Origin of the sequence: Caballeronia sp. BCC1704, assembly GCF_902833455.1 — a bacterium.
Classification (GTDB): domain Bacteria; phylum Pseudomonadota; class Gammaproteobacteria; order Burkholderiales; family Burkholderiaceae; genus Caballeronia.
This window is the reverse complement of record NZ_CADFFT010000002.1, coordinates 773,894-794,998: the sequence shown is the minus strand read 5'-3', so window position 1 is coordinate 794,998 and position 21,105 is coordinate 773,894. Positions and strand designations below refer to the sequence as shown.

At 63.6% G+C, this 21,105-nt stretch carries 22 protein-coding genes and 3 riboswitches; of the genes, 12 read left to right on the top strand and 10 right to left on the bottom strand.

Annotated elements, in window-relative coordinates; translation table 11 throughout:
- Nucleotides 1–134 precede the first annotated feature (134 nt).
- The 4 genes from cobG to cobJ are packed head-to-tail and all read left to right on the top strand — an operon-like array spanning nt 135 to nt 4,333.
- Nucleotides 135–1,349 (top strand): precorrin-3B synthase, encoded by a 1,215-nt coding sequence (gene cobG / locus HWX53_RS13290; protein WP_175941472.1) that lies wholly within the window; start codon nt 135–137, stop codon nt 1,347–1,349.
- Nucleotides 1,342–1,968 carry a precorrin-8X methylmutase gene (locus HWX53_RS13285; protein WP_175941471.1) on the top strand — a complete coding sequence of 209 codons (627 nt, stop codon included), beginning with the start codon at nt 1,342–1,344 and terminating at the stop codon, nt 1,966–1,968. Before cobG ends, HWX53_RS13285 begins: the two co-directional genes overlap by 8 nt.
- Nucleotides 1,965–2,693 carry a precorrin-2 C(20)-methyltransferase gene (locus HWX53_RS13280; RefSeq protein ID WP_175941469.1) on the top strand — a complete coding sequence of 243 codons (729 nt, stop codon included), beginning with the start codon at nt 1,965–1,967 and terminating at the stop codon, nt 2,691–2,693. The genes HWX53_RS13285 and HWX53_RS13280 overlap by 4 nt, the downstream gene beginning before the upstream one ends.
- The gene (gene cobJ / locus HWX53_RS13275) at nt 2,690–4,333 is read left to right on the top strand and encodes a precorrin-3B C(17)-methyltransferase (protein WP_175941467.1); all 1,644 of its coding nucleotides are present in this window, start codon (nt 2,690–2,692) and stop codon (nt 4,331–4,333) included. The genes HWX53_RS13280 and cobJ overlap by 4 nt, the downstream gene beginning before the upstream one ends.
- On the opposite strand, the gene HWX53_RS13270 is transcribed toward cobJ, so the two are convergent.
- The 4 genes from HWX53_RS13270 to cobW all read right to left on the bottom strand — a co-directional run bounded on the left by HWX53_RS13270 (nt 4,312) and on the right by cobW (nt 10,850).
- The gene (locus tag HWX53_RS13270; protein WP_175941465.1) at nt 4,312–4,881 is read right to left on the bottom strand and encodes a VWA domain-containing protein; all 570 of its coding nucleotides are present in this window, start codon (nt 4,879–4,881) and stop codon (nt 4,312–4,314) included. The genes cobJ and HWX53_RS13270 overlap by 22 nt on opposite strands.
- 113 nt (nt 4,882–4,994) lie before the next feature.
- The gene (locus HWX53_RS13265) at nt 4,995–5,996 is read right to left on the bottom strand and encodes an ATP-binding protein (protein WP_175941463.1); all 1,002 of its coding nucleotides are present in this window, start codon (nt 5,994–5,996) and stop codon (nt 4,995–4,997) included.
- The gene (cobN, locus tag HWX53_RS13260) at nt 5,993–9,766 is read right to left on the bottom strand and encodes a cobaltochelatase subunit CobN (RefSeq protein WP_175941461.1); all 3,774 of its coding nucleotides are present in this window, start codon (nt 9,764–9,766) and stop codon (nt 5,993–5,995) included. The genes HWX53_RS13265 and cobN overlap by 4 nt, the downstream gene beginning before the upstream one ends.
- Before the next feature lie 4 nt (nt 9,767–9,770).
- Nucleotides 9,771–10,850, bottom strand: coding sequence for a cobalamin biosynthesis protein CobW (gene cobW, locus HWX53_RS13255; RefSeq protein WP_175941460.1), 1,080 nt, complete (start codon nt 10,848–10,850; stop codon nt 9,771–9,773).
- A 125-nt stretch (nt 10,851–10,975) separates the two neighbouring features.
- Nucleotides 10,976–11,227: riboswitch (cobalamin riboswitch) on the bottom strand.
- A 55-nt stretch (nt 11,228–11,282) separates the two neighbouring features.
- Nucleotides 11,283–11,531: riboswitch (cobalamin riboswitch) on the top strand.
- 84 nt (nt 11,532–11,615) lie between these two features.
- Between cobW and HWX53_RS13250 the strand changes: the two genes are divergently transcribed.
- Genes HWX53_RS13250 through HWX53_RS13235 form a run of 4 tightly spaced genes read left to right on the top strand, consistent with a single transcriptional unit; the run spans nt 11,616 to nt 14,116 of the window.
- Nucleotides 11,616–11,975, top strand: a complete 360-nt coding sequence (locus HWX53_RS13250) for a cobalamin biosynthesis protein (protein WP_244140099.1) — start codon at nt 11,616–11,618, stop codon at nt 11,973–11,975.
- Between the two features lie 8 nt (nt 11,976–11,983).
- Nucleotides 11,984–12,586, top strand: a complete 603-nt coding sequence (gene cobO, locus HWX53_RS13245; RefSeq protein ID WP_175941457.1) for a cob(I)yrinic acid a,c-diamide adenosyltransferase — start codon at nt 11,984–11,986, stop codon at nt 12,584–12,586.
- 4 nt (nt 12,587–12,590) lie between these two features.
- Complete coding sequence (locus HWX53_RS13240; RefSeq protein WP_175941455.1) at nt 12,591–13,889, top strand: cobyrinate a,c-diamide synthase; 1,299 nt, start codon at nt 12,591–12,593, stop codon at nt 13,887–13,889.
- Nucleotides 13,886–14,116 (top strand): DUF1289 domain-containing protein, encoded by a 231-nt coding sequence (locus tag HWX53_RS13235; RefSeq protein ID WP_175941454.1) that lies wholly within the window; start codon nt 13,886–13,888, stop codon nt 14,114–14,116. Before HWX53_RS13240 ends, HWX53_RS13235 begins: the two co-directional genes overlap by 4 nt.
- On the opposite strand, the gene HWX53_RS13230 is transcribed toward HWX53_RS13235, so the two are convergent.
- Together HWX53_RS13230 and HWX53_RS13225 are read right to left on the bottom strand one after the other, a co-directional pair.
- On the bottom strand, nt 14,113–14,877 hold the full coding sequence (locus HWX53_RS13230) for a CbtA family protein (protein ID WP_175941452.1): 765 nt from the start codon (nt 14,875–14,877) through the stop codon (nt 14,113–14,115). The genes HWX53_RS13235 and HWX53_RS13230 overlap by 4 nt on opposite strands.
- A gap of 9 nt (nt 14,878–14,886) precedes the next feature.
- The gene (locus HWX53_RS13225) at nt 14,887–15,123 is read right to left on the bottom strand and encodes a CbtB-domain containing protein (protein ID WP_175941449.1); all 237 of its coding nucleotides are present in this window, start codon (nt 15,121–15,123) and stop codon (nt 14,887–14,889) included.
- 30 nt (nt 15,124–15,153) lie between these two features.
- A riboswitch (cobalamin riboswitch) is annotated at nt 15,154–15,277 on the bottom strand.
- Between the two features lie 36 nt (nt 15,278–15,313).
- Between HWX53_RS13225 and HWX53_RS13220 the strand changes: the two genes are divergently transcribed.
- The 3 genes from HWX53_RS13220 to HWX53_RS13210 all read left to right on the top strand — a co-directional run bounded on the left by HWX53_RS13220 (nt 15,314) and on the right by HWX53_RS13210 (nt 16,678).
- On the top strand, nt 15,314–15,880 hold the full coding sequence (locus tag HWX53_RS13220; protein ID WP_244140098.1) for a histidine phosphatase family protein: 567 nt from the start codon (nt 15,314–15,316) through the stop codon (nt 15,878–15,880).
- Nucleotides 15,881–15,952: 72 nt separating this feature from the next.
- On the top strand, nt 15,953–16,324 hold the full coding sequence (locus tag HWX53_RS13215) for a DUF1428 domain-containing protein (protein ID WP_175941447.1): 372 nt from the start codon (nt 15,953–15,955) through the stop codon (nt 16,322–16,324).
- Nucleotides 16,325–16,363: 39 nt separating this feature from the next.
- A complete protein-coding gene (locus tag HWX53_RS13210; RefSeq protein WP_175941445.1) occupies nt 16,364–16,678 on the top strand; it encodes an antibiotic biosynthesis monooxygenase in 315 nt (104 codons plus the stop codon).
- Nucleotides 16,679–16,751: 73 nt separating this feature from the next.
- Here HWX53_RS13210 and HWX53_RS13205 read toward each other — a convergent pair whose 3' ends face one another.
- Together HWX53_RS13205 and lhpI are read right to left on the bottom strand one after the other, a co-directional pair.
- Nucleotides 16,752–17,072 (bottom strand): hypothetical protein, encoded by a 321-nt coding sequence (locus HWX53_RS13205; protein ID WP_244140097.1) that lies wholly within the window; start codon nt 17,070–17,072, stop codon nt 16,752–16,754.
- 82 nt (nt 17,073–17,154) lie between these two features.
- Entirely contained in the window at nt 17,155–18,096 is a 942-nt protein-coding gene (gene lhpI, locus HWX53_RS13200) for a bifunctional Delta(1)-pyrroline-2-carboxylate/Delta(1)-piperideine-2-carboxylate reductase (RefSeq protein WP_175941443.1), read from the bottom strand.
- 233 nt (nt 18,097–18,329) lie between these two features.
- On the opposite strand from lhpI, the gene ppk2 reads away from it, so the two are divergent.
- On the top strand, nt 18,330–19,226 hold the full coding sequence (ppk2, locus tag HWX53_RS13195; protein WP_175941441.1) for a polyphosphate kinase 2: 897 nt from the start codon (nt 18,330–18,332) through the stop codon (nt 19,224–19,226).
- A gap of 6 nt (nt 19,227–19,232) precedes the next feature.
- Here ppk2 and HWX53_RS13190 read toward each other — a convergent pair whose 3' ends face one another.
- Both HWX53_RS13190 and HWX53_RS13185 read right to left on the bottom strand, forming a co-directional pair.
- Nucleotides 19,233–19,454 (bottom strand): hypothetical protein, encoded by a 222-nt coding sequence (locus HWX53_RS13190; protein ID WP_175941439.1) that lies wholly within the window; start codon nt 19,452–19,454, stop codon nt 19,233–19,235.
- 145 nt (nt 19,455–19,599) lie between these two features.
- Entirely contained in the window at nt 19,600–21,105 is a 1,506-nt protein-coding gene (locus HWX53_RS13185) for an efflux transporter outer membrane subunit (RefSeq protein ID WP_279612493.1), read from the bottom strand.

The window sequence follows — 21,105 nt, the reverse complement described above, 5'->3', positions numbered from 1 at the left end:
GCTTTGCACGCATTATTCGCGCGACGCCGTCCGGGCGGGGTGTACCGGTGGCATCGCCCGAAGCGAGAATCGCACCGGTCACGCTTTTGAACGCTTCTTTTCCGACACCGCGGCCATCGGCTTGTCCCGGCCTCATGCGCATCGTGCAGGCGCGCGACGGCGGGCTCGCGCGCCTGCGCCTTGCCGGCGGCGAGCTCCACGCGCACGCGGCGCATGCCGTCGCGCACGCGGCCGTACGGTGCGGCTCGGGCGTCATCGAGCTGACCAATCGCGCGAATCTGCAACTGCGCGGCATTCGCGCCGATGCCCACGCGGAACTCGTCGATATCGCGCTGAACGCGGGGCTCGGTCCGCAAGCGGAAGGCGGCGACGACTTGCGCAACGTGATGCTGAGTCCGCTCGCGAGCGACGCCACGCGCGGCCTTGCCGCCGCCATCGTCACCGCAATGCAGGGCGATGCCGCGCTGCACGCGTTGTCGCCGAAGTTCGCGCTGCAACTCGACGGCGGCGAACGGCTGGCGATGCTCGATCATCCGCACGATCTCTGGCTTTCCGCGCTCGACGACGGCGGGCGTTACGCGTTCGGTTTCGCGGGCTCGATGCCGCATCGTATGAACGACTCACCCGCGCTCGGCAGCGTCGCGCGAGAGCGTGTCGTGGACTTCGTTCTCGCGGTGCTGCGCGCGTTCGTCGCGCACGCTTCGAACGACGAACATCGCATGCGTGACCTGCTCGCGCGAATCGGCGTGACGCGCTTTCTCGCGATGCTTTCGTTCGATCCCGTCGACACTGCCTGGCGTCGCGCGCCTGTCAACGACGCGCTGCGCTTCGGCGCGCATCCGATGCCGGACGGCGGGCACGCGTATGTCGGCGCGCAGACGCAACTCGGACGGCTCGACGCCGCCACGCTCGACGCGCTCGCCGATCTTGCTTCGACGCACGCGCAAGGCCGGCTCTTGATGACGCCCTGGCAAGGCGTGCTCGTACCCGGCGTCATGCCGCGACATGCTGAACACGTGCTCCACCGCATGAACGCGCTCGGCCTCGTCACGCGCGCGGATCATCCGCTCGCGCGTCTCATCGCGTGCGCCGGTTCGTCGGGTTGCGCGAAGAGTCGCGCTGATACAAAAGCCGATGCGCACCGCCTCGCCGCCCTGCTGCCTGTGCACGACGATGTGCATCTAAGCGGCTGCGAACGCTCGTGCGCCGCCGCGCATCCCGTTGCGAACACATTGATTGCGGTGTCGCCTGGACGCTATGACTTGCATGTCGACGCGCGCCTCGTCGCACCCAACGTATCTATCGAAGAGGCGGCCGCGTGGCTCGCCCGGAGCCATGCCGATGCTTGACTATATCCGCGACGGCGCCGAGATTTATCGCCAGTCTTTCGCGACGATCCGCGCCGAAGCAAACTTGAGCGCCATTCCGCGCGACCTCGAAAAGCTCGCCGTGCGGCTGATTCACGCGTGCGGCATGGTCGATATCGTCGACGATCTGCGCTTCTCTCCCGGCGCAGGCGACGCGGGCCGCACGGCCCTCGCAGCCGGCGCGCCGATACTCTGCGATGCCCGCATGGTCGCGCACGGCATCACCGAGGCGCGTCTTCCGGCGCATAACCGCATCATCTGCACGCTCGGCGATCCATCCGTGCCCGAGCGCGCCCGCGCGATGCGCAACACGCGGTCTGCTGCTGCGCTCGAACTCTGGCGGCCGCATCTGCAAGGCGCGGTTGTCGCCATAGGCAACGCGCCCACCGCGCTCTTTCATCTACTCGACATGCTCGATGCCGGCGCGCCGAAGCCCGCGCTCATTCTCGGCTTTCCGGTCGGCTTTATCGGCGCGGCGGAATCGAAAGCGATGCTCGTAGCCGACAGCCGCGGCGTGCCCTTCGTCGCATTAAACGGACGACGCGGCGGCAGCGCGATGGCCGCCGCTGCAGTCAACGCACTTGCTTCGGAGAACGAATGATGAGCGGACGCCTGTATGGCCTCGGCGTCGGTCCGGGCGACCCCGAACTCATCACCGTGAAAGCGCTGCGGCTTCTGAAGTCCGCGCCGGTGGTCGCGTATTTCGTCGCGAAGGGCAAGAAGGGCAACGCGTTCGGCATCATCGAAGCACATCTCGACGACGCGCAGACGCGCCTGCCGCTCGTGTATCCGGTAACGACCGAAGCGCTCGAACCGCCGCTGTGCTACGAGACGATCATCAGCGCGTTCTACGATGAAGCCGCGCTCGCCATTGCGGATCATCTCGAAGCGGGCCGCGATGTCGCCGTGATTTGCGAAGGCGATCCCTTCTTCTACGGCTCGTACATGTATCTGCACGACCGTCTCGCCGGACGTTTCGATGCGCATGTCGTCCCCGGCGTCTGTTCGATGCTGGGCGGCGTGTCCGTGCTCGGCGTGCCGCTCGTTTATCGCAATCAAAGTCTCTGCGTGCTGTCCGGCGTGCTGCCGGAAGACGAGTTGAAGTGCAAGCTCGAAGCATCCGATGCTGCCGTCGTGATGAAGCTCGGCCGCAACTTCGATAAAGTGCGGCGCGTGCTCACCGATCTCGAGTTGGACAAGCGCGCGCTTTATGTCGAGCGCGCGACGATGGCGAATCAGCGGATCGTGCCGCTCGATGAAGTGGATCCGATGGCGTCGCCCTATTTCTCGCTGCTTGTCGTGCCGGGGAAGAAATGGCAGGCATGAACGCGGCGTCATCGATTGCGATCGTCGTGCTCGGCGAAAGCGCGCTTCCTGTCGCACGCCGTATTCAGGCGCGTTATCCCGGGTCGCTCGTGCATGGTCTCGCCAATCGCGTTCATGCCGATATCGCCTACGACGATTTTGGCGCGCACGTGCGAGCGCTCTATCTGGCAGCCACGCCTATCGTCGCGCTGTGCGCGGCGGGCATCGTTATTCGCTCGCTGGCGCCTTGTCTCACGAACAAATGCGCGGAGCCGCCGGTGCTCGCGGTCGCGCAGGATGGCAGCGCCGTCGTGCCGCTGCTCGGTGGCACGAGCGGCGTGAATGTGCTCGCGCGCGAGATCGGCGCGGCGCTCGATGTCATGCCCGCGATCACGACGAGCGGCGAACTGCGCTTCGGCATGTGCCTGCTCGCGCCGCCCGATGGCTACGCGCTGGCGGATATGGAGCGCGGCAAGCGTTTCGTGTCCGACCTGCTCGCGGGCGAAACGACGCGCATCGAAGGCCATGCACCGTGGCTCGATGAGGCCGACTTGCCCCGCGCAGCGGACGCGCGCCTTGCAGTGCGCGTCACGCCGCATGTGATGAACGACGAGAGCAGTCTCATGATTCATCCGCGTTGCGTGGCCGCATGGATCGAAGCGCCGGATGATGCGATTGCTGAACGCGTTCATCATGCATTGCGCGACCACGGACTCTCGCCGCTTGCGCTGGCCGCGCTGGTCGCACCGACAGAAAGCATGACGTTCGATGCGCTCAGCGATGCCGCCAACGCGCTCGACGTGCCCCTTCGCTTCAGCAGCGAACAGCCGCCTAATGACGCGCTTCGCGCCCACGGAATCGCGTTGAGCGTGGCTCACACGCCTCTCGACGTGGAGTCCATCGGTCGCGCGCGTGGCACGTTGACGGTCATCGGGCTCGGCCCCGGCAGCGCAGACTTGATGACGCCGGCCGCACAAGCCGCGCTCGCTTCGGCGCAGGACGTTCTCGGCTATGAAACGTACGTACGCATGGCCGGCCCGTTTCGCGCAGACCAGCGCATCCACATGACGGATAACCGCGAGGAGTTGCAGCGCGCACGCCATGCGTTCGAACTCGCGAGCGAAGGGCGCAAGGTCGTGGTCGTATCGTCGGGCGATCCCGGCGTCTTCGCGATGGCTGCCGCCGTGCTCGAAGCGCTCGACGAGGGGCGCGCGACGCATGCCGAATGGGCCGCCGTGAAACTCGCTATCGTGCCGGGCGTGTCCGCGTCGCTCGCAACGGCCGCGCGCGCGGGCGCGCCGCTCGGCCATGACTTCTGCGTGCTGTCGCTATCGGACAACCTCAAGCCCTGGGACGTGATCGAGTATCGCATCCGGCATGCAAGCGAAGCGGATCTCGCGATGGCGTTCTATAACCCGCTATCGAAGGCGCGACCCTGGCAGTTCGATCGCGCAATCGACATCGTGCGGAAGTATCGCGACGCTGCTACACCCGTCGTGCTTGGCCGCGATGTGGGACGTCCAGCGGAAACGGTGCGCGTCGTGACGCTCGGCGAATTGCACGGCGGTCTCGTCGATATGCGAACGATGGTGATCGTCGGATCGTCGAAGACGCGCGTGATCGGCAACGGCGAATGGGTCTATACGCCTCGCTCGTATTGAAGCGATTGGGCGGGTATATGCTGCGCGCGCCAGTCGAGCGCCAGCGCGTGCGCCCCGTCGACCCGCACGCGTCCTTCCTCGAAATCCACCACGACGATACGGTCCGCCAGCGCGGGCGCCGCGGGCCGTTCGTTGGTGCGTCCATCGCTCAACAGCCACAGCCAGCGGCGTTGCGACCGCTTGCGACGCGCGGCCCGCGCAAGTACCGTCGATGCCGTCGCTAACCCGAGCGTGAGCGGCGTGCCGCCTCCGCCACCAATCGGCGCGATCCAGCGGTCATTGAACCAATGCGCCGTGCCCGGCTGACGACGCACTTCCGCGCGTCCCCCGCCGAAGCACACCAGCGCGACCTCCGCACGTTCGCGATACGCACGGTCGAACAGCGCGATCAGCAAGCCCTTCGCGCGCGCGAGGCGTTCGCCGCCGAGCATCGAGCCGGAGCAATCGAGCACGAAACAATGCAGCGCGGATGCTTCGCCGTGGCCGCGTCGATAGCGCAAGTGACCGGCATCGAAGCGTGCGTTGCGCTTGGCGCGCAGCGTCGCCATCCAGTCGACCGATGCAGTAGCGAGCCCTTCACGCCCATGTTCTCGCCCACGCGAACGCGCCTCCTGCCATCGAAGACGATGCGCGTTCGCATCGGCGTCGGGCCTTCGATGGCTCAGGCTTTTTTTGCGGCGAGCGGCCTGACCTGCTTGACCTTCGCGATGCCGACGGGCTCCGGCGGCATGTAACCCCAGTCGCCGCCTTGCGCGGTATTCGCGCTGCCTTCCGGGCGCTGTGATTCACGAGAGGACACGTCAGGCTCGCGCCGGCGATGCCGCAATACCGCATCGGACACGCAATCGACATGCTTCGTTTCGACGTATTCCGCGCCTTCCAGCGCCGCGAGCGCACGCGCCGCGCGCAGCATCACGAGATCGGCTCGTAGGCCGTCGACATTGGCCGCAATGCACAGCTCGCTCACATGCGCATGCACGACGTCATCGAAATCGAACTGGTCGAGCGCCGCGCGCGCCGCTTCAATACGTTCGGCAAGCGCCGCCTGATTATCCGCGTGCTGCACGCGGAATGCTTCGGCGTCCGAATCGAATGCGAGTCTCGCCTTGACGATCCGCTGGCGCACGTCGGCGTCGAAGCAGTTCGCAAGTTCGACGGCAAGCCCGAAGCGATCCAGCAATTGCGGGCGCAGTTCTCCCTCTTCCGGATTCATGGTGCCGATCAGCACGAACTGCGCGTCATGCCGATGCGATATGCCGTCGCGCTCGATGATATTCACGCCGCTCGCCGCCACGTCGAGCAGTTGATCGACGAGAGGATTCGGCAGCAGGTTCACTTCGTCGACATACAGGACACCGCGATGCGCTTTCGCGAGCAAGCCCGGCGAGAACTTCACGCCGCCATCGCGCAACGCGCTTTGAATATCGAGCGTGCCGATGAGTTGCTCTTCGCTCGCGCCGAGCGGCAAGGTGACGAGTTTTCCTTCCGGCAAGAGTTCAGCGAGCGCGCGCGCCGCCGTGGACTTCGCCGTGCCGCGCGGGCCGCTCACGAGCACGCCGCCCAATGACGGATCGACAGCCGCGAGCAGCAACGCCTGTTGCAACGGCGCTTGCCCGACCAGCGCGGTGAATGGAAACGCGGGAAAAAATGAGGTTTCGTTCAAGTCTGTCGGCCTTCGAGTTGCTGCTCGACATCGAGCAGATGCTGCGTCACGGACTGCCGATAGTCGCCGGGTTCCTGCCACAACCCGCGCTGCATCGCTTCGAGCAGACGCTCGCAGATCGACTGGAGCGCATGCGGGTTGTGTCGCGCGATGAATTCACGCGTATCGGCATCGTTCACGTAGGCATCCGTGACGAGCGCATATTGATGATCGGAGACGACGCGCGCGGTGGCATCGTAACCAAAGAGATAATCGACCGTCGCAGCGAGTTCAGATGCGCCTTTGTAGCCATGCCGCTTCACGCCGTCGATCCACTTGGGGTTGACCACGCGCGAGCGCACGACACGCGCTATCTCTTCGTTCAGCGTGCGCATGCGCGGCGCGGCGGGGTTGCTGTGGTCCGCGTTGTACGCCTGTGGCTGCACGCCCGACAAGTAACGCACCGCCGCGATCATCCCGCCCTGAAACTGGTGATAGTCGTTCGAATCGAGCAAGTCGTGCTCGCGGTTATCCTGGTTCTGAAGCACCACATCGAGGGTCGAGAGCCGCGCGCCGAAGGTCGAACGCGCTTCGACACCATCGCCGGCCTGCGAATAAGCATAGCCGCCCGTGCTTTGATAAGCGGCAGACAGGTCGGCGTCGCTTTCCCACTGCTTCAAGTCGATGAGTTCTTGCAAGCCCGCGCCGTACGCGCCCGGCTTCGTGCTGAACACGCGCCAGCCGGCACGCAGCCGGGCTTCCTTGGCATCGATGCCGCGTCCGATCAACTCGTCTCGCTCACGCAGAATACGGGCGCGAATCGGATTGACGTCTTCCGGCTCGTCTTCGAGGTCCGTTATGGCCTGCACGGCCGCATCGAACAGATGCATGAGATTCGCGAATGCATCGCGGAAAAAGCCAGATACACGCAGCGTCACGTCGATGCGCGGCCGGTTGAAAATGGAGATCGGCAAAATCTCGAAGTCGGTGACGCGATGGCTGCCCGCCGCCCATTTCGGCCGCACGCCGATGAGCGCGAACGCCTGCGCGATGTCGTCGCCGCCGGTGCGCATGGTGGCGGTGCCCCACACCGACAGACCGATGGCACGCGGATAATCGCCGTGGTCCTGCACGTGCCGCTCGACGAGCATGTTTGCCGACTTGAGCCCGAGCGACCAGGCCGCTTGCGTCGGCAATGCTCGCGTATCGACCGAATAGAAGTTACGCCCTGTCGGCAGCACGTCGGGTCTGCCGCGCGAGGGCGAGCCGCTCGGCCCCGGCGGAACGAAGCGGCCTTCGAGACCGCGCTTCAGTTGCAGCGACTCTTGCGGTCCGCATGCATCCAGCCGCGCGAGCAGATCGCCATGCAAGCGTTCCAGCACGCGTTGCGTATGCGGACCAGGTGCGGCCGCATTGCCCTCGATAAGCTGCAATGCGAGGCATTCCAGCCGCTCGCGCGTGTCGCCGTGATGACGCCAGGGCGTATCGCTCATCGACTGCAATGCCTGCGGACGCGGTCCATTCCACGGCGCGGCCCAGTCAGCATCGAGCGGATCGAAGTCGTCGCCTAATTGCAGGTCGCGTGCGAGCGCAGTGATCATACTTGCATTCGCGCCTTGACCGTCGCCGATCGGAAAACGCCCGAGCGCAAGCAGCGTATCGCGCCGCTGCACGCCTTCCGGAGACACGCCGAAAACATGGAGCCCATCGCGAATCTGCGCTTCTTTCAGCTCGCACAGGTAAGCATCGGCGCGCGTGAGCAACGCGTCTTCGCCCGATGTATCGCGCGGGGCATCGAGGCCGAGTTCTTCGTGCAGCTTGTTCTCGACGATGCTCGCCAGTATGGACTTGCGCAACAGCTTCGCGCGTCGAACGTCGACCATCAATGCTTCGTAGTACTCATCGACTTGCCGTTCGAGGTCTTGCAGCGGACCATAGTTCTCGGCGCGCGTAAGCGGCGGCATCAGATGATCGATGATGACCGCTTGTGCCCGCCGCTTGGCCTGACTGCCCTCGCCCGGGTCATTGACGATGAACGGATAAAGATGCGGCATCGGGCCGAGAATCAGATCAGGCCAACACGATGCCGACAGCGCGACGCTCTTGCCCGGCAGCCATTCCAGATTGCCGTGCTTGCCGACATGCACGAGCGCGTCCGCGTTGAAGCGCATGCGCAGCCAGAAATAGAACGCGAGATAGGAATGCGGCGGAACGAGTTCGGCATCGTGATAGCTCGCATAGTCGTTGCGCTCCCGCGACCGCGAGGGCTGAATGCCGACGAACACTTCGCCGCAGCGATAGCCCGCGATCATGAAGCGGCCGCGCCTCAATGTCGGATCGTCTTCCGGCGCGCCCCACGCCTTTTCGAGCGCGGCGCGTGCATCGGCGGGCAACGCGCGATAAGCGTCGAGATAGTCGTCGAGCGAGAGGCTTTGCAACGCGGGTCGCATATCGCGAACCACGGGATCGTTCGTCACGCCTTGCGTCAATGCGGCAATGAGCGCGTCGCCGCTCTCCGGCAATACGCCCACGCGATAGCCTTCGCGGGCGAGCATCGACAGGATGCCGATCGCGGATGCCGGCGTATCGAGTCCCACGCCGTTTCCGATGCGTCCTTCGCTCGCCGGATAGTTGGCGAGCACGAGCGCGATGCGTTTCTCGTGGTTGGGCGTATGCCGCAGCTTGCACCAGCGGCGACTCAACTCGGCGACGAAGCGCACGCGTTCGGCATCGGCCTGATAACGGACCACGTCCACTTGCGTCTGCGCACAGTGATACGCGAGTCCCTTGAAGCTGACCGCGCGCGTGATGATGCGGCCATCGACCTCGGGCAGCGCGACATGCATCGCTACATCGCGCGAATTGAGGCCGTGGTTGTCCTTTTCCCAGTCTTCGCGATTGCCGCCGCTCAATATCACTTGCAGGACGGGCGCATCGCCCGCGATGTCGAAGTCTTCGCTTTCGCCGATCACGCTTGCTGCAAACGCAGTCGTGTTCAATACGAGCGATGCGCGATGCTCCATGCACAAGCGCGCGATCACTTCGCGGCTCACGCTTTCCTTGAGGGAAGCGATCGCAATCGGCAGCGGATTCAGCCCTTCCTTTTCGAGCGCTTCGATGAGCGCATCGAATACAGCGGTGTTGCCCGCTTGCAGATGCGCGCGATAAAACAGGATCGCGACGACGGGCGCGCCTTCGGTCCATCGCGCGCGCCAGTCGTCGATTGCGGCGATGTCGCGCTCGGGATGATAGATGGCCACGACAGGCAGCGGACGCGGCGCTTGCGGCGCGCGACCGAAGCCGAATGCGCGATGACCGATCGCGCGCAAAAATTCCTCGGCATTGCCCGCGCCGCCTTCGCGCAGATAGCGCGACAACTCGCGGCAGAACGCGGCATCCGCGGTGCTCTTGCTGATCAGGTTCGGGTCTTCGGTGAGATCGCCCGAGAACATGGCGAGCATCTGCTTCTCGCGTTCGGCAAGCGCCACGATTCGCTCGATGCCATAACGCCAGTACGATTCACCGCCGAGATGATCGACGATGACGACGCGCGCATGACGCAATACATCGTCGACATAGAAGTCGACCGATGCGGGCTGGCGCAGAAACGATTGATTCGCGAGCCGCACTTCGGGAAAGCCCGGCTCCAGACGCGGAAACACGCTTGCTAGCAGTGCGAGCGTGGTATCGGCCGAACTCAGCACGACGATCGGTGCGCGCGTCTGCTCGATACGCATGACGCCTGCCGCGTCATCGACGAAACCTCCGGGCGTCGTGCGTAACAGATGCATCGCGTCAGGCCTGCGCGAGCGCGTTCGCCAGCGCCGCGTTCAACGCTGTTTGCAGCGTTTGACGATCGAGGTCTTCTCCGATCAGCACGAAGCGGCTCGCGGCTTCGCCTTCGTTCCAGCGCCGGTCGAAATAGCTGTCGAAGCGCCGGCCCACGCCTTGCACCACGAGACGCATGCCCGCGCCCGGCAGCGCGGCGAACCCTTTCACGCGATAGATCGTGTGACTCTCCACGAGCGCCTGCAACGCCGCAATGGCCTGTTCGCGCGATTCCACTTGTCCTTCGACGACGACCGAATCAAATTCGTCATGGTGATGGTCCACGTGGCCTTCGTCGTCGGCAGAACCGTGATGATCGTGGCGAAGATGAATGCTGTCCTCGGACGCCGATTGCAGACCGAGCAGCGCATGCAGATCGAGCTTGCCCATTTGCGCGGGCACGACCTTCACTTGCGGCGGAATCTCGGGCCGCACGAGCGCTTCCACGCGGCGCAGTGCGTCGGCGTCCATGAGGTCGGTCTTGTTGACGATCACGAGATCAGCCGAGGACAGTTGATCTTCGAATAGCTCGTGCAGCGGCGATTCGTGATCGAGGTTCGGGTCGGCCTTGCGTTGCGCATCGACCGCTGCGGGGTTCGCGGCGAACTGTCCGCTTGCGGCGGCAGGACCATCGACCACCGTGATGACGGCATCCACGGTGAAGGCATTTTTGATCGACGGCCAGTTGAACGCCTGCACGAGCGGCTTGGGCAACGCGAGGCCCGACGTCTCGATCAACACATGGTCGATGCGCTCGCGGCGTTCCAGCAACTGCTCCATCACCGGATAAAACTCTTCCTGCACTGTGCAACACAGGCACCCGTTAGCGAGTTCATAGAGATTGCGCTCCGACGACCCGGCTTCGTCGTCGCAACCGATGCCGCAACCCTTCAGGATTTCCCCGTCTATGCCGAGCTCACCGAATTCGTTCACGATGACAGCAAGGCGCAAGCCCTGCGCATTCGACATGATGTGGCGCATCAAGGTGGTCTTGCCGCTGCCGAGAAAGCCGGTCACGACCGTGACGGGTATCTTGCGGGTTTGCATCGTCGCTCCGTGGCTCGTGTGTGCGTGCGTCGTGCGTGCGTCGCGCGAGGAAGGTATCGCCGGCGAGATCTGCGGGAAAAAGCGCACGACTGATGGATCATGGACCATGCCGCATCCCCGCGGCGTGAACCCTGCGAAAGTCTGGCCGGTATCCGGGCTTGGGACCTCGTTGCGCAGCCTTCCTGCCGTGTACCGACAGTGGCCGTGTGCGCAACGCGCGATATCGTACTCGCCGATACCGCCGGTCGCTTACCGTTGCGGGGGCAGCGCAGGTTGGCGCGCGTCCGATCGCATGATGGAGCGATGCGCTTCCTGCTTCCCGTTTAACTGCGCGCGAAAGAAGCTCGCACGCGGGCACCAGAACTGCGTGAAGTCTAGGCTCCTCACGAAGGAGCGTCAAGGAAAGCGCCGCCGAAAAGCGGGGGCATGTGGTATCGTTGGCGCGCGACTGGTGCTCGCGCGTTCACACGAAACGCGCAGTTAAACGGGAAACAGGAAGCGGCGTCTTCACGATCATGCAAGCGCTCGCCAACCTGTGCTGTCCCCGCAACGGTACGCGACCGGCGGTATCGGCTTGCACGATATCGCGCATGGCGCACACGGCCACTGCCCGTTCACGGTGGGAAGGCTGCGCGATGACGGCCGCAAGCCCGGATACCGGCCAGCGCAGGGGACGAAGCGCATCTGCCATCACGATGCCTTCGCCGAACGCCGCCATCCGCGAGGGACGCATGGGCGGCGCAAGCATTTCCGTCCATTCGTTCGATGATGCTTCCTTGCGTGAGCCTGCGCCATCTTGCCGTCGGCATCGGCTGCAAACGCGGCGTAAGCGCCGATGCGATTGAAGCGGCCGTGCTTCGTGCGCTTCGAGCAGCGGAATTCACGTTAGAGCACATCGCGGTGATCGCGAGCATCGACATCAAACACGACGAAGCCGGCTTGCGTGTCTTCTGCGAGCGTCATGCCCTGCCATTGCGCCTTTATCGCGCGGACGAGCTCGCGCACATGCCCGCCGAGGGCGTGTGCGAGCCTAGCGCGCTGCTCGCAAGCCAGGGCGGAGAGCTTGTGATGCCGAAGATGATCGACGGTCACGTGACCGTCGCCATAGCAACGAAGAAAGCCTGAAAGAGCCCATGAAAACCGATACGGAATCGCATCTGCGCATGACGCAGCGTCGCAAGGAAGGCCACGAAAAGAAGCAGGCCGCCGCCGATCACGAGAAGGGTCTCCTGATCGTCAACACAGGCAATGGCAAGGGCAAGACGACGGCGGCATTCGGCATGGCCGTGCGCGTGCTCGGGCACGGCATGAAGCTCGGCGTCGTTCAGTTCATCAAAGGCGCGCTGCACACGTCAGAGCGCGATTTCCTGAGCGCGGTTGCCAACTGCGATTTCGTGACGATGGGCGACGGCTATACATGGAACACGCAAAACCGCGAGGCCGACATGGCGACCGCGCGCAAAGGCTGGAACGAAGCGCAGCGCATGATCGAGAGCGGCGAATATCAGATGGTCGTGCTCGACGAGCTCAACACCGTGCTGAAGTACGAGTACTTGCCGCTCGACGAAGTGCTCGATGTGTTGAAGGCGCGTCCCGCGATGCTGCATGTGGTCGTGACGGGGCGTCATGCGCCGGATGCGCTCGTCGAACTGGCGGACCTCGTCACGGAAATGCGGCTTGTGAAGCATCCGTATCGCGAGCAGGGCGTCAAGGCGCAACGTGGCGTCGAGTACTGAACTCATGCCCTCCTGCCCCGCACTCTTCATCGGCGCGAGCGCGTCGCATCAAGGCAAGACCACGGTGACGGCCGCGCTTGCGCGCCATCATGCGCGGCGTGGCCTGCGCGTGCGCGTGTTCAAGACCGGTCCCGATTTTCTGGATCCGATGATTCTCGAACGCGCATGCGGATCGCCCGTCTATTCGCTGCATCTGTCGATGGTCGGTCTCGACGCATGCCGCGCGTTGCTCGCACAGGCCGCGCGCGAGGCCGATCTCATCTTGATCGAAGGCGTCATGGGTCTCTTCGACGGCACGCCGAGCAGCGCCGATCTCGCGGCCGCATTCAACGTGCCGGTGCTTGCGGTGATCGGCGCGCATGGCATGGCGCAGACGTTCGGCGCGGTGGCGTTCGGACTGGCGCGTTATCGCGCGGACGTGCCGTTCCATGGCGTGCTCGCCAATCGCGTTGCATCGGCGCGGCATGCGCAGATGTTGGCCGAAGCCATCCCCGATGGACTGCGCTATTGCGGGCATCTTTCGAATGCAGAGGACATCGCGCTGCCCGAGCGTCACTTGGGCTTGACGCAGGCGCAAGAAGTTGCGGGACTGGATGCGCGTCTGGATCGCGCCGCCGATGCCATTGCCGCTACCACGCTTGCCGATCTACCGCCGCCTGTGCACTTCGAGGACGCGATGCAGGAAGCGCCGCCGCGTTTGCTCGAAGGCTTGCATATCGCCGTGGCGCGCGATGCCGCGTTCTCATTCGTCTATCCGGCCAATATCGACTTGCTGCACGCAATGGGCGCGCGCGTGAGCACCTTCTCCCCGCTCGCCGATGAACCCGTGCCCGCCGATGCCGACGCGCTCTATCTTCCGGGCGGCTATCCGGAACTGCATGCGGCCACGCTTGCCGCGAACCATCGCACGCGGACAGCTATTCAAGCGCATGTGGCGCGTGAAAGTACCGTCGTCGCTGAATGCGGCGGCATGCTGTATCTGCTCGATACACTGACGGACGTGGAAGGCACGAAGCATGCGATGCTCGGTCTTCTGCCCGGCAACGCCTTCATGCAGCGCCGTCTCGCGCGTCTTGCAATGCAAAGGCTCGATACCGCGCATGGCGCGCTTACCGGTCACACGTTCCATTACTCCATGCTCGATACACCCATGCAGCCGCATCTGTTTTCGAAGCATGCAACGACAGGCGCCGAAGGCGAAGCCCTCTTTCGTCACGGTCCGATCACGGCCACGTATATGCACGCGTATTGGCCATCGAATCTGGCCGTCGCCGCGGCGCTCTTTCGCGGTGAATCGCTATGACGATCATCGACCTCGCCTTCACCATTGCGCGCGCGAAGTCGCAAGAGCCGGTCGGTTCGCCCTGCACGGGCGTATGCAAGATCGATCTCGCACACGGTCTGTGCGCGGGATGCTTCAGGAGCCGCGAAGAGATCAAGTCGTTCCGTTCGATGGACGATGCCGCGAAACTCGCGCTATTGGATAAATTGCCCGCAAGGCAAGCGGCATTGTCGCGAGAGAACGCTTAGACGGCCGCCACTTTGCGCAATGCGGGCCGCTCGAGTTCGCGGGCAGCGAGCGCGCCGAACACGAGCCCGAGCGTCGTCCAGATGATGACCTGAATGCCGATGGCTGCGACGCGAAAGTTCCAGAGCAACGACGCCGAGAAGCCGGCCGGCACTTCTTCGATACGCGGCAGCGCGAACTGCGCGAGCAGCATCGACGCGATATAGAAAGCGCCTGCGATCATCGTTGCGTTCCACTCGCCTCGCCGCACGCGCAGCCGCTTTTGCAGCGCGACGGCGAACACCGCTGCCGCGATGGAGAGGGCCAACATGCCGAAGAACAATGCGGTGCGCGGACCGATCGTCGCCGCGTTGCCAACCGAAGGCGGGTTCGGCGGATACTTCAGGAAAGGCACGACGGCCACGCTTAAGAAGCCGAATATCGCGAGCAACGCCGATGTGCCGCGCGCATGCAATGCGCCGAGCCGGCCATAAGCAAACGCGAAGACGAGCGAAAAAATGCCGCCGAGCGCAGCGCCGAATACCGCCACGCCGGTGAAAAGGCCGAGACCCGCCTGCGTTTCCCGGCTCACCAGCTCTTCGTCGCCGTCGTGATCGTGTGAATGAGTCGTGGCTTCGTGATGGTCATGCCCATGCGCATGTTCTCCTTCGAACGCGATGGCCTGTGCAACGAACGGCTCACCGACGAGCTTCGCAAAACCGAAGCCGAGCAGGCCCGCGACGAGACCCGCGATCATGCCGCGTATCAACAAGCTGCGAATCATGACGCGCCCTTAGTGGCAGGGAAAGCCGAGCAAGTGCCGGCCGTCATGCACGAATTCGTGAACGACCATGCCGGAGAAGATGGACGTCGCGCCCTGCTCCGCGCCGACGAAATAAATGGCGATCAAAAGGATCAGGCCGATGAACACGGCCCAAGGCAAGACTTCACGTACTGGAAAAGGCACCGGCGCATCGAGGGCGGGCGAAACGGAAGCGGCGGAATAGACCGGCGCGTGAGCGACATTCATTGATTTTCTCCGAGGGAAAAGCGCGTCCCAATAGACGAAAGAGCTTGCAGCGGGGTCTGACTCGCGGACTGTCGTTCTCACGAAAGCCGCTTACAGTGGCGCGACCGTGCCGGGCTTGCACCGGCTTCCTCGCACTGCAAGCTTGCCATTCTATGACGATTGCAGGCAAAGTAAAGCAACGATGCGCCCATTGCCTCCTTCATTGCACGTCACGTTCCTCTGCCACGCCGCGACGCACGCGATGAAAACCGCCCGCTTTCCGACGGGCGACGAGCCGCCTGCATACGATAACCGCGCGGCTCTTGCGCAGCGCTTCGCGCACTTCGACGGCCGCGTGATCGCGAGTCCCGCGCCCGTTGCCCGCGCGACGGCCGCATGGATAGCAAGCAGCGTCGAAACGAGCGACGCCTTCAGTGATATCGACTACGGCCGCTGGCGCGGGCATGCGATACGCGCCATTGCCGACAAGGACCCTGAAGGCATGAGCGCATGGCTCACGAATGTCGACGCGCGGCCGCACGGCGGCGAGAGTATTGCGATGCTGTCCGAACGCATTGCGAACGCGCTGGCAACTCTTGTGCACGACGATGCCCGCACCGGACGTTATTTGATCGTCACGCATGCCATCGTCGTCAAAGCCGCACTGGCGCATGTGCGAGGCGACCCGCTCGAATCTATCTTTGCGATGGACTTCGCGCCCCTGTCGTCCATAACGCTCGACTATGACAGACAGCGCGGCGTCTGGACCGTGGCCTGAACTTCGTCGCGCGGCTCAAGCTCCAATGCAATTGACGGCATGACGCTGTCGATACCGCTCAAGGAGGCTCACATGGCGCACTATGTGGATGGATTCGTCGTACCTGTCCCCATCGGCAAGATCGACGCGTATCGCGTCATGGCCGAAGAGGCGGGCAAGATCTGGCTGGAGCACGGCGCACTGCAGTTCGTCGAGAGCATTGCCGACGACGTGAAGCCCGGGAAAGTCACTTCATTTCCGCAGAGCGTGCAATTGAAGGAAGGTGAAACGATTGCGTTCTCGTGGATACTCTATGAATCGCGCGAGCAGCGCGACGCAGTCAACGCAAAGGTCATGAATGACCCGCGTCTGAAGGCGATGATGGAGCACGGCGAGCCGCCTTTCGATGCGAAGCGCATGTTCTTCGGAGGCTTCGCGACGATAGTCGAACTGGCGCGCTCTTAAGCCTTCGTTCGTTCAATCACCACAAAGGAAAGTATCGACATGTATATCGCCATGAATCGCTTCAAGATCGTGCCTGGCGCCGAAGCCGACTTCGAGCGTCTATGGACGAGCCGCGACACGCATCTCAAGGACGTCGCCGGCTTCGTCGAATTTCATTTGCTGAAGGGCCCGGCCAAGGACGATCATGTCCTTTATTCGAGCCACACGATCTGGGCGAATCGGGCGGCGTTCGAAGACTGGACGCGGTCCGACGCCTTTCGCGCCGCGCATCGCAACGCAGGCGGCGAGACGCGCCAACTCTATCTCGGGCACCCTGAATTCGAAGGCTTCGAAGTCATTCAGACCGTCAAGTAGCACGTTTCTTTTACACGTTGATGAAAGAATGTGCTTAAAGAGCGTCTGCCATGACCGCTTTCGGCGCTTCGAATCAGGCCTTAGCTCCGCGCGCCATCCGCTGCAAGGTAGAGGAATCGATGGCGGCGGCGCAAATGCGCACCGCCTCTTTTAGCGTACGCGGCCGTCCCGCGCCAAATTCCGTCTCCAGCATGGCCACCGCGCGCACGCGTTCCTCGTTGCCGAGTTGCTCGCCGGTCGCCATTTCGAGGACGGAGATGAAATAAGCGGCGGGCGGCGCGGCGCGCCCTTGCACAGAAGGCGCCGGCGCCCGCGCCACCGCAAGGTCGTTGCTATGGGCGGTTCGGTATTCTGCCGGCCATGCCGCCCGGTCGGTGTCGATTCGACTGTTCATTGATCTGTTCATTCGCTGGAGTGCTTGAGCGCCGTTGCGCAATCGTCATCGAGCAAACTTACAGCAAAGGTTGTTCCACCTGTCACCCGGCTTGGCTCTGGTCGGACAAGACTGCCCTCGCAACGCGGCAGGCCGCGAGGTCCCATGCCGCGCATCCGACCGACTTGAAAACCACCGCAACGTCGGGTCTTTCATGCGATGCAAGCGCCGTCGCGAGCGGCCGCACTACGTTCCAGTCGATTCCGGCGAGGATGAAATCGCCCGCTTCGTGGCGCGCGCCTGCGAGATCGTCGACGAACAAGGCGCTGGCATGAATGGTCGAGGCCGCGATTTCGGCGGCATCGGCGGTGAAAGCGCCCACGCCTACCACGAGGCGCGCCGCGCTGGCCGCAAGCGTGTACACCGGCGTCTTGCTGGTGGTCGCGGTAATCACCACGTCGATGGAGTCCGGTATCGCCGGAACTTCGAGCGGGATCAGGTTCGGCGAAAGCGCGGCATGGTCCGCGCAGAAAGCACTCGCACGCTCCGCTCGCGAGCCGAGAATGGATATGCGCGCTTCCGGATACAGGCTTGCGAGCGCTTCGACATGCGACACCGCCTGCTTTCCGGTGCCGATGACGAGCACTTCGCGCGGGATATCGGCCGCCAGCGCGCGTATCGCCAGCATGGAAACCGCAGCCGTGCGGCGACCGGTGACCGTGGGACCGTCGAGCATGAACTGGGGCACGCCTGTCGTAGCGTCGAAAGCGGTGACCTGACCGTGAATCGTCGCCAGGCCGCGCGCGCCATTGCCCGGGCACACGTTCACTAGCTTGTGCATGGCAATGTCGGCGGCCGTCGCGGGCATCGAGAGCATCACCCCGCCGTGCGCGAGCGGGACCACCATCCGCTCGGGACTCTCGATGCGGCCGGCTGCATAATCGAGCATCGTCGCGGCGAGCGTATCGGCCAAGCGGTCGTAAGGCAGAAGGCGCGCGGTTTGCGCCGCGTCGAAAAAGGGAATTGCGCCAGGTGTGTCGATCATCGTGCGGTTCGCCTCTGGAATGGTTGTGCCATCGTGATGCCGTCAAACGCTCGACCATTCTAAGGGCCGCGCGGCTCGTGTCATAAAGCGCGCGGCTTCATACAATGAATGACGCGAATGACGCGGAAGGCGGTGTCACACGACTGCCATGCGGGAACGTCACCATCGGGCGTTCAGCGCCGCCCGCGCACTGCACCCAAGAAGCAGGCCATAGCACGCACATGGAGCATTCAATGACCACGACGGACAAGCAGCGCCGCTTTCACGCCGACCTGATCGACAGCTACGACGAAGAGTTCGAGATGGAGATCGACGATCGCTTCCTCGATGGCGAAGCGGCGTTCTCGGATGAAGAGCGGCAGCTTCGCAAGACCTATTTCCGCGAGTTGTTCCGGCTACAGGGCGAGCTGGTGAAGCTACAGGACTGGGTGGTTCATACGGGCCACCGGCTTGTCGTGATCTTCGAGGGGCGCGATGCCGCTGGCAAGGGCGGCGCGATCAAACGCATCACGCAGCGGTTGAATCCGCGTGTCTGCCGCGTCGCCGCTCTCCCCGCGCCGAATAATCGCGAGCGCACGCAATGGTACTTTCAGCGATACGTCTCGCACTTACCCGCGGGCGGCGAGATCGTGTTGTTCGACCGTAGCTGGTACAACCGCGCGGGCGTCGAGCGCGTGATGCACTTCTGCACCGACGAAGAGTATGAGGAATTCTTTCGCTCGGTGCCGGAGTTCGAGAAGATGCTCGTACGTAGCGGCATCCAGATCATCAAGTACTGGTTCTCGATCACCGACGACGAACAGGAAGTGCGCTTTCAGGCGCGAATCGAAGATCCGCTGAAGCAGTGGAAGCTGAGTCCGATGGATCTGGAGAGCCGCCGTCGCTGGGAAGCGTACACGGCGGCGAAGGAAGTCATGCTGCAACGCTCGCATATTCCCGAAGCGCCGTGGTGGGTCGTTCAGGCTGTCGACAAGAAGCGCGCGCGCCTCAACTGCATTCATCACCTGTTGAGCCAGGTGCCGTATCACGAGATCGAGCACCCGCAGATCACGCTGCCCGAGCGCGTGTTCAATCCCGATTATCTGCGTCAGCCCGTGCCGGAATCGATGTACGTTCCCGAAGTGTATTGAGTCAGTTCAGCAGCAGTGACGGCAGGCGATGCGCTCCACCGCCGTGCCGCCGCGCTGACGCAGCGCCGCCTGATGCACGAAATGATAGACCTGCTGCGAGCCTCTGAGCAGCACCACGAATGCGACTTGCGCGAGATTGAAGTCGAGCGACACCATCAGGCGCGTTAGAAGAAGCAGTGGCAGGACCACTGACGGTTGATATAGCTGTCTTTCGATCAAAGCTCTCATTGCACGCTCCCGTTCCCATGATTGAGATTCTAGGGATCGCGTCGCACGGGATAAATGGGCGCCAGGTGAAGACATATGTTCCTCGCGACGAACAATCGCCTTCATGACAAAAGCCCCGCTTCGAGCGGGGCTTTGTGCGTTGGCATTACTTCTGCGCGAGGCTCGGTTCAGGCACGGGCGTGGGCATTGCATCGCCCCAGCCGCCGCCTAGAGCCCGAACGAGATTGACCGTCGATACCGCCTGCGCGCCCGCAAGCTGAACCGCCGCGCGCTGCGATTGCAGCACCGTGCGGTCCGCGTCGATCACGTCGAGATAGTTCACCGCGCCTTCCGTGTACTGTCTGCGCGACAGTTGCGCGGCGCGTACCGACGCATTCACCGCATCCGCTTGCGTCGCCGTCTGCGTCTCCAGAATGCGCAAGTCCGACAGGTTGTCCTCGACTTCACGAAACGCCACGAGCACTTGCTGGCGATAATTCGCCACGTCCTCTTCGTAGATGGCGCGCGCATTGGCGAGATTGCCCTTGCGACGTCCGCCGTCGAAGATGGGCAAGTTCAGCATGGTGCCCGCGAATGGTCCCAGCAAGAACGTGCGGCTCGACCAATTGAAGAGATCGCCGAGCGTGGCCGATTCGAACCCGCCCGAGCCTGTCAGCGTCAGCGACGGAAAGAACGCCGCCTTCGCCACGCCGATGCGCGCGTTGGCCGCCGCCATCGACCGCTCCGCTGCCGCGATGTCCGGGCGACGTTCGAGCAAGGAAGACGGCAAGCCGGGCGGCACGTGCACGGTGACAGGCTTGAGCGGATTAGCGGCCATCGAAAACTCGGCGGGCGTCTTGCCGAGCAACACCGCGAGACTATGCTCGGATGCGGCCCGCAGACGTTGCACCGTCATGGCATCCGAACGCGCGGTCGCGAGTTCCGACTTGGCGCGCGCCACATCCAACTCGCTGATATCGCCTTCGGCGAACCGTCGCTCCGCGAGCTTCAGCGCTTCTTCACGCAGCGACACGGTACGCGTGTACACGTCCAGTTCGGCATCGCGCTCGCGCAGCTCGAAGTAGTTCTGCGCCACATCCGCCTGCAACGCGAGTTGCACGGAACGGAACAACGCTTCGCTTTGCTGCGTGTCCGCGTTGGCGGCCTGCACGGTATTGGACACGCGCCCGAACAGATCCACCTCGTACGACACGCTCGCCTGCGCGCGCCACAAGGTCTGCGCCGGAACGTTCGCGTTCGGAGGCAGGAACTGCGATGCGGGCGAGAACTTCTCGCGCGTCGGACCGAAGCCTGCGTCGAGCGTCGGAAAGAGCCCGGCACGCGCGGTCTGATTAATCGCCCGCGCCTCCTTCACGCGCGCCGCCGCGGCTTTCAGGTTCTGATTCGCATCCTGCGCCTGACGTTCGAGATCGTTGAGCGTGGCATCGTCGAAAAGCGTCCACCATTCGCCGCGCATCATCTCTTCCGAAGGCTGCGCGGTCTTCCAGGTGCCCGCTTCCGAAGGCGCGAGCGTCGGCGTTTCCTTATAGGCGCTCGGCGCGTTCACGTCCGGCTTTTCATACGTGGGCGCGAGCGAACATCCCGCGACCACCAGCAACGCGCTCATCAGCGCGGGCAAACCCAGCCATTTTTGTATAGGCATCTTGTTCAT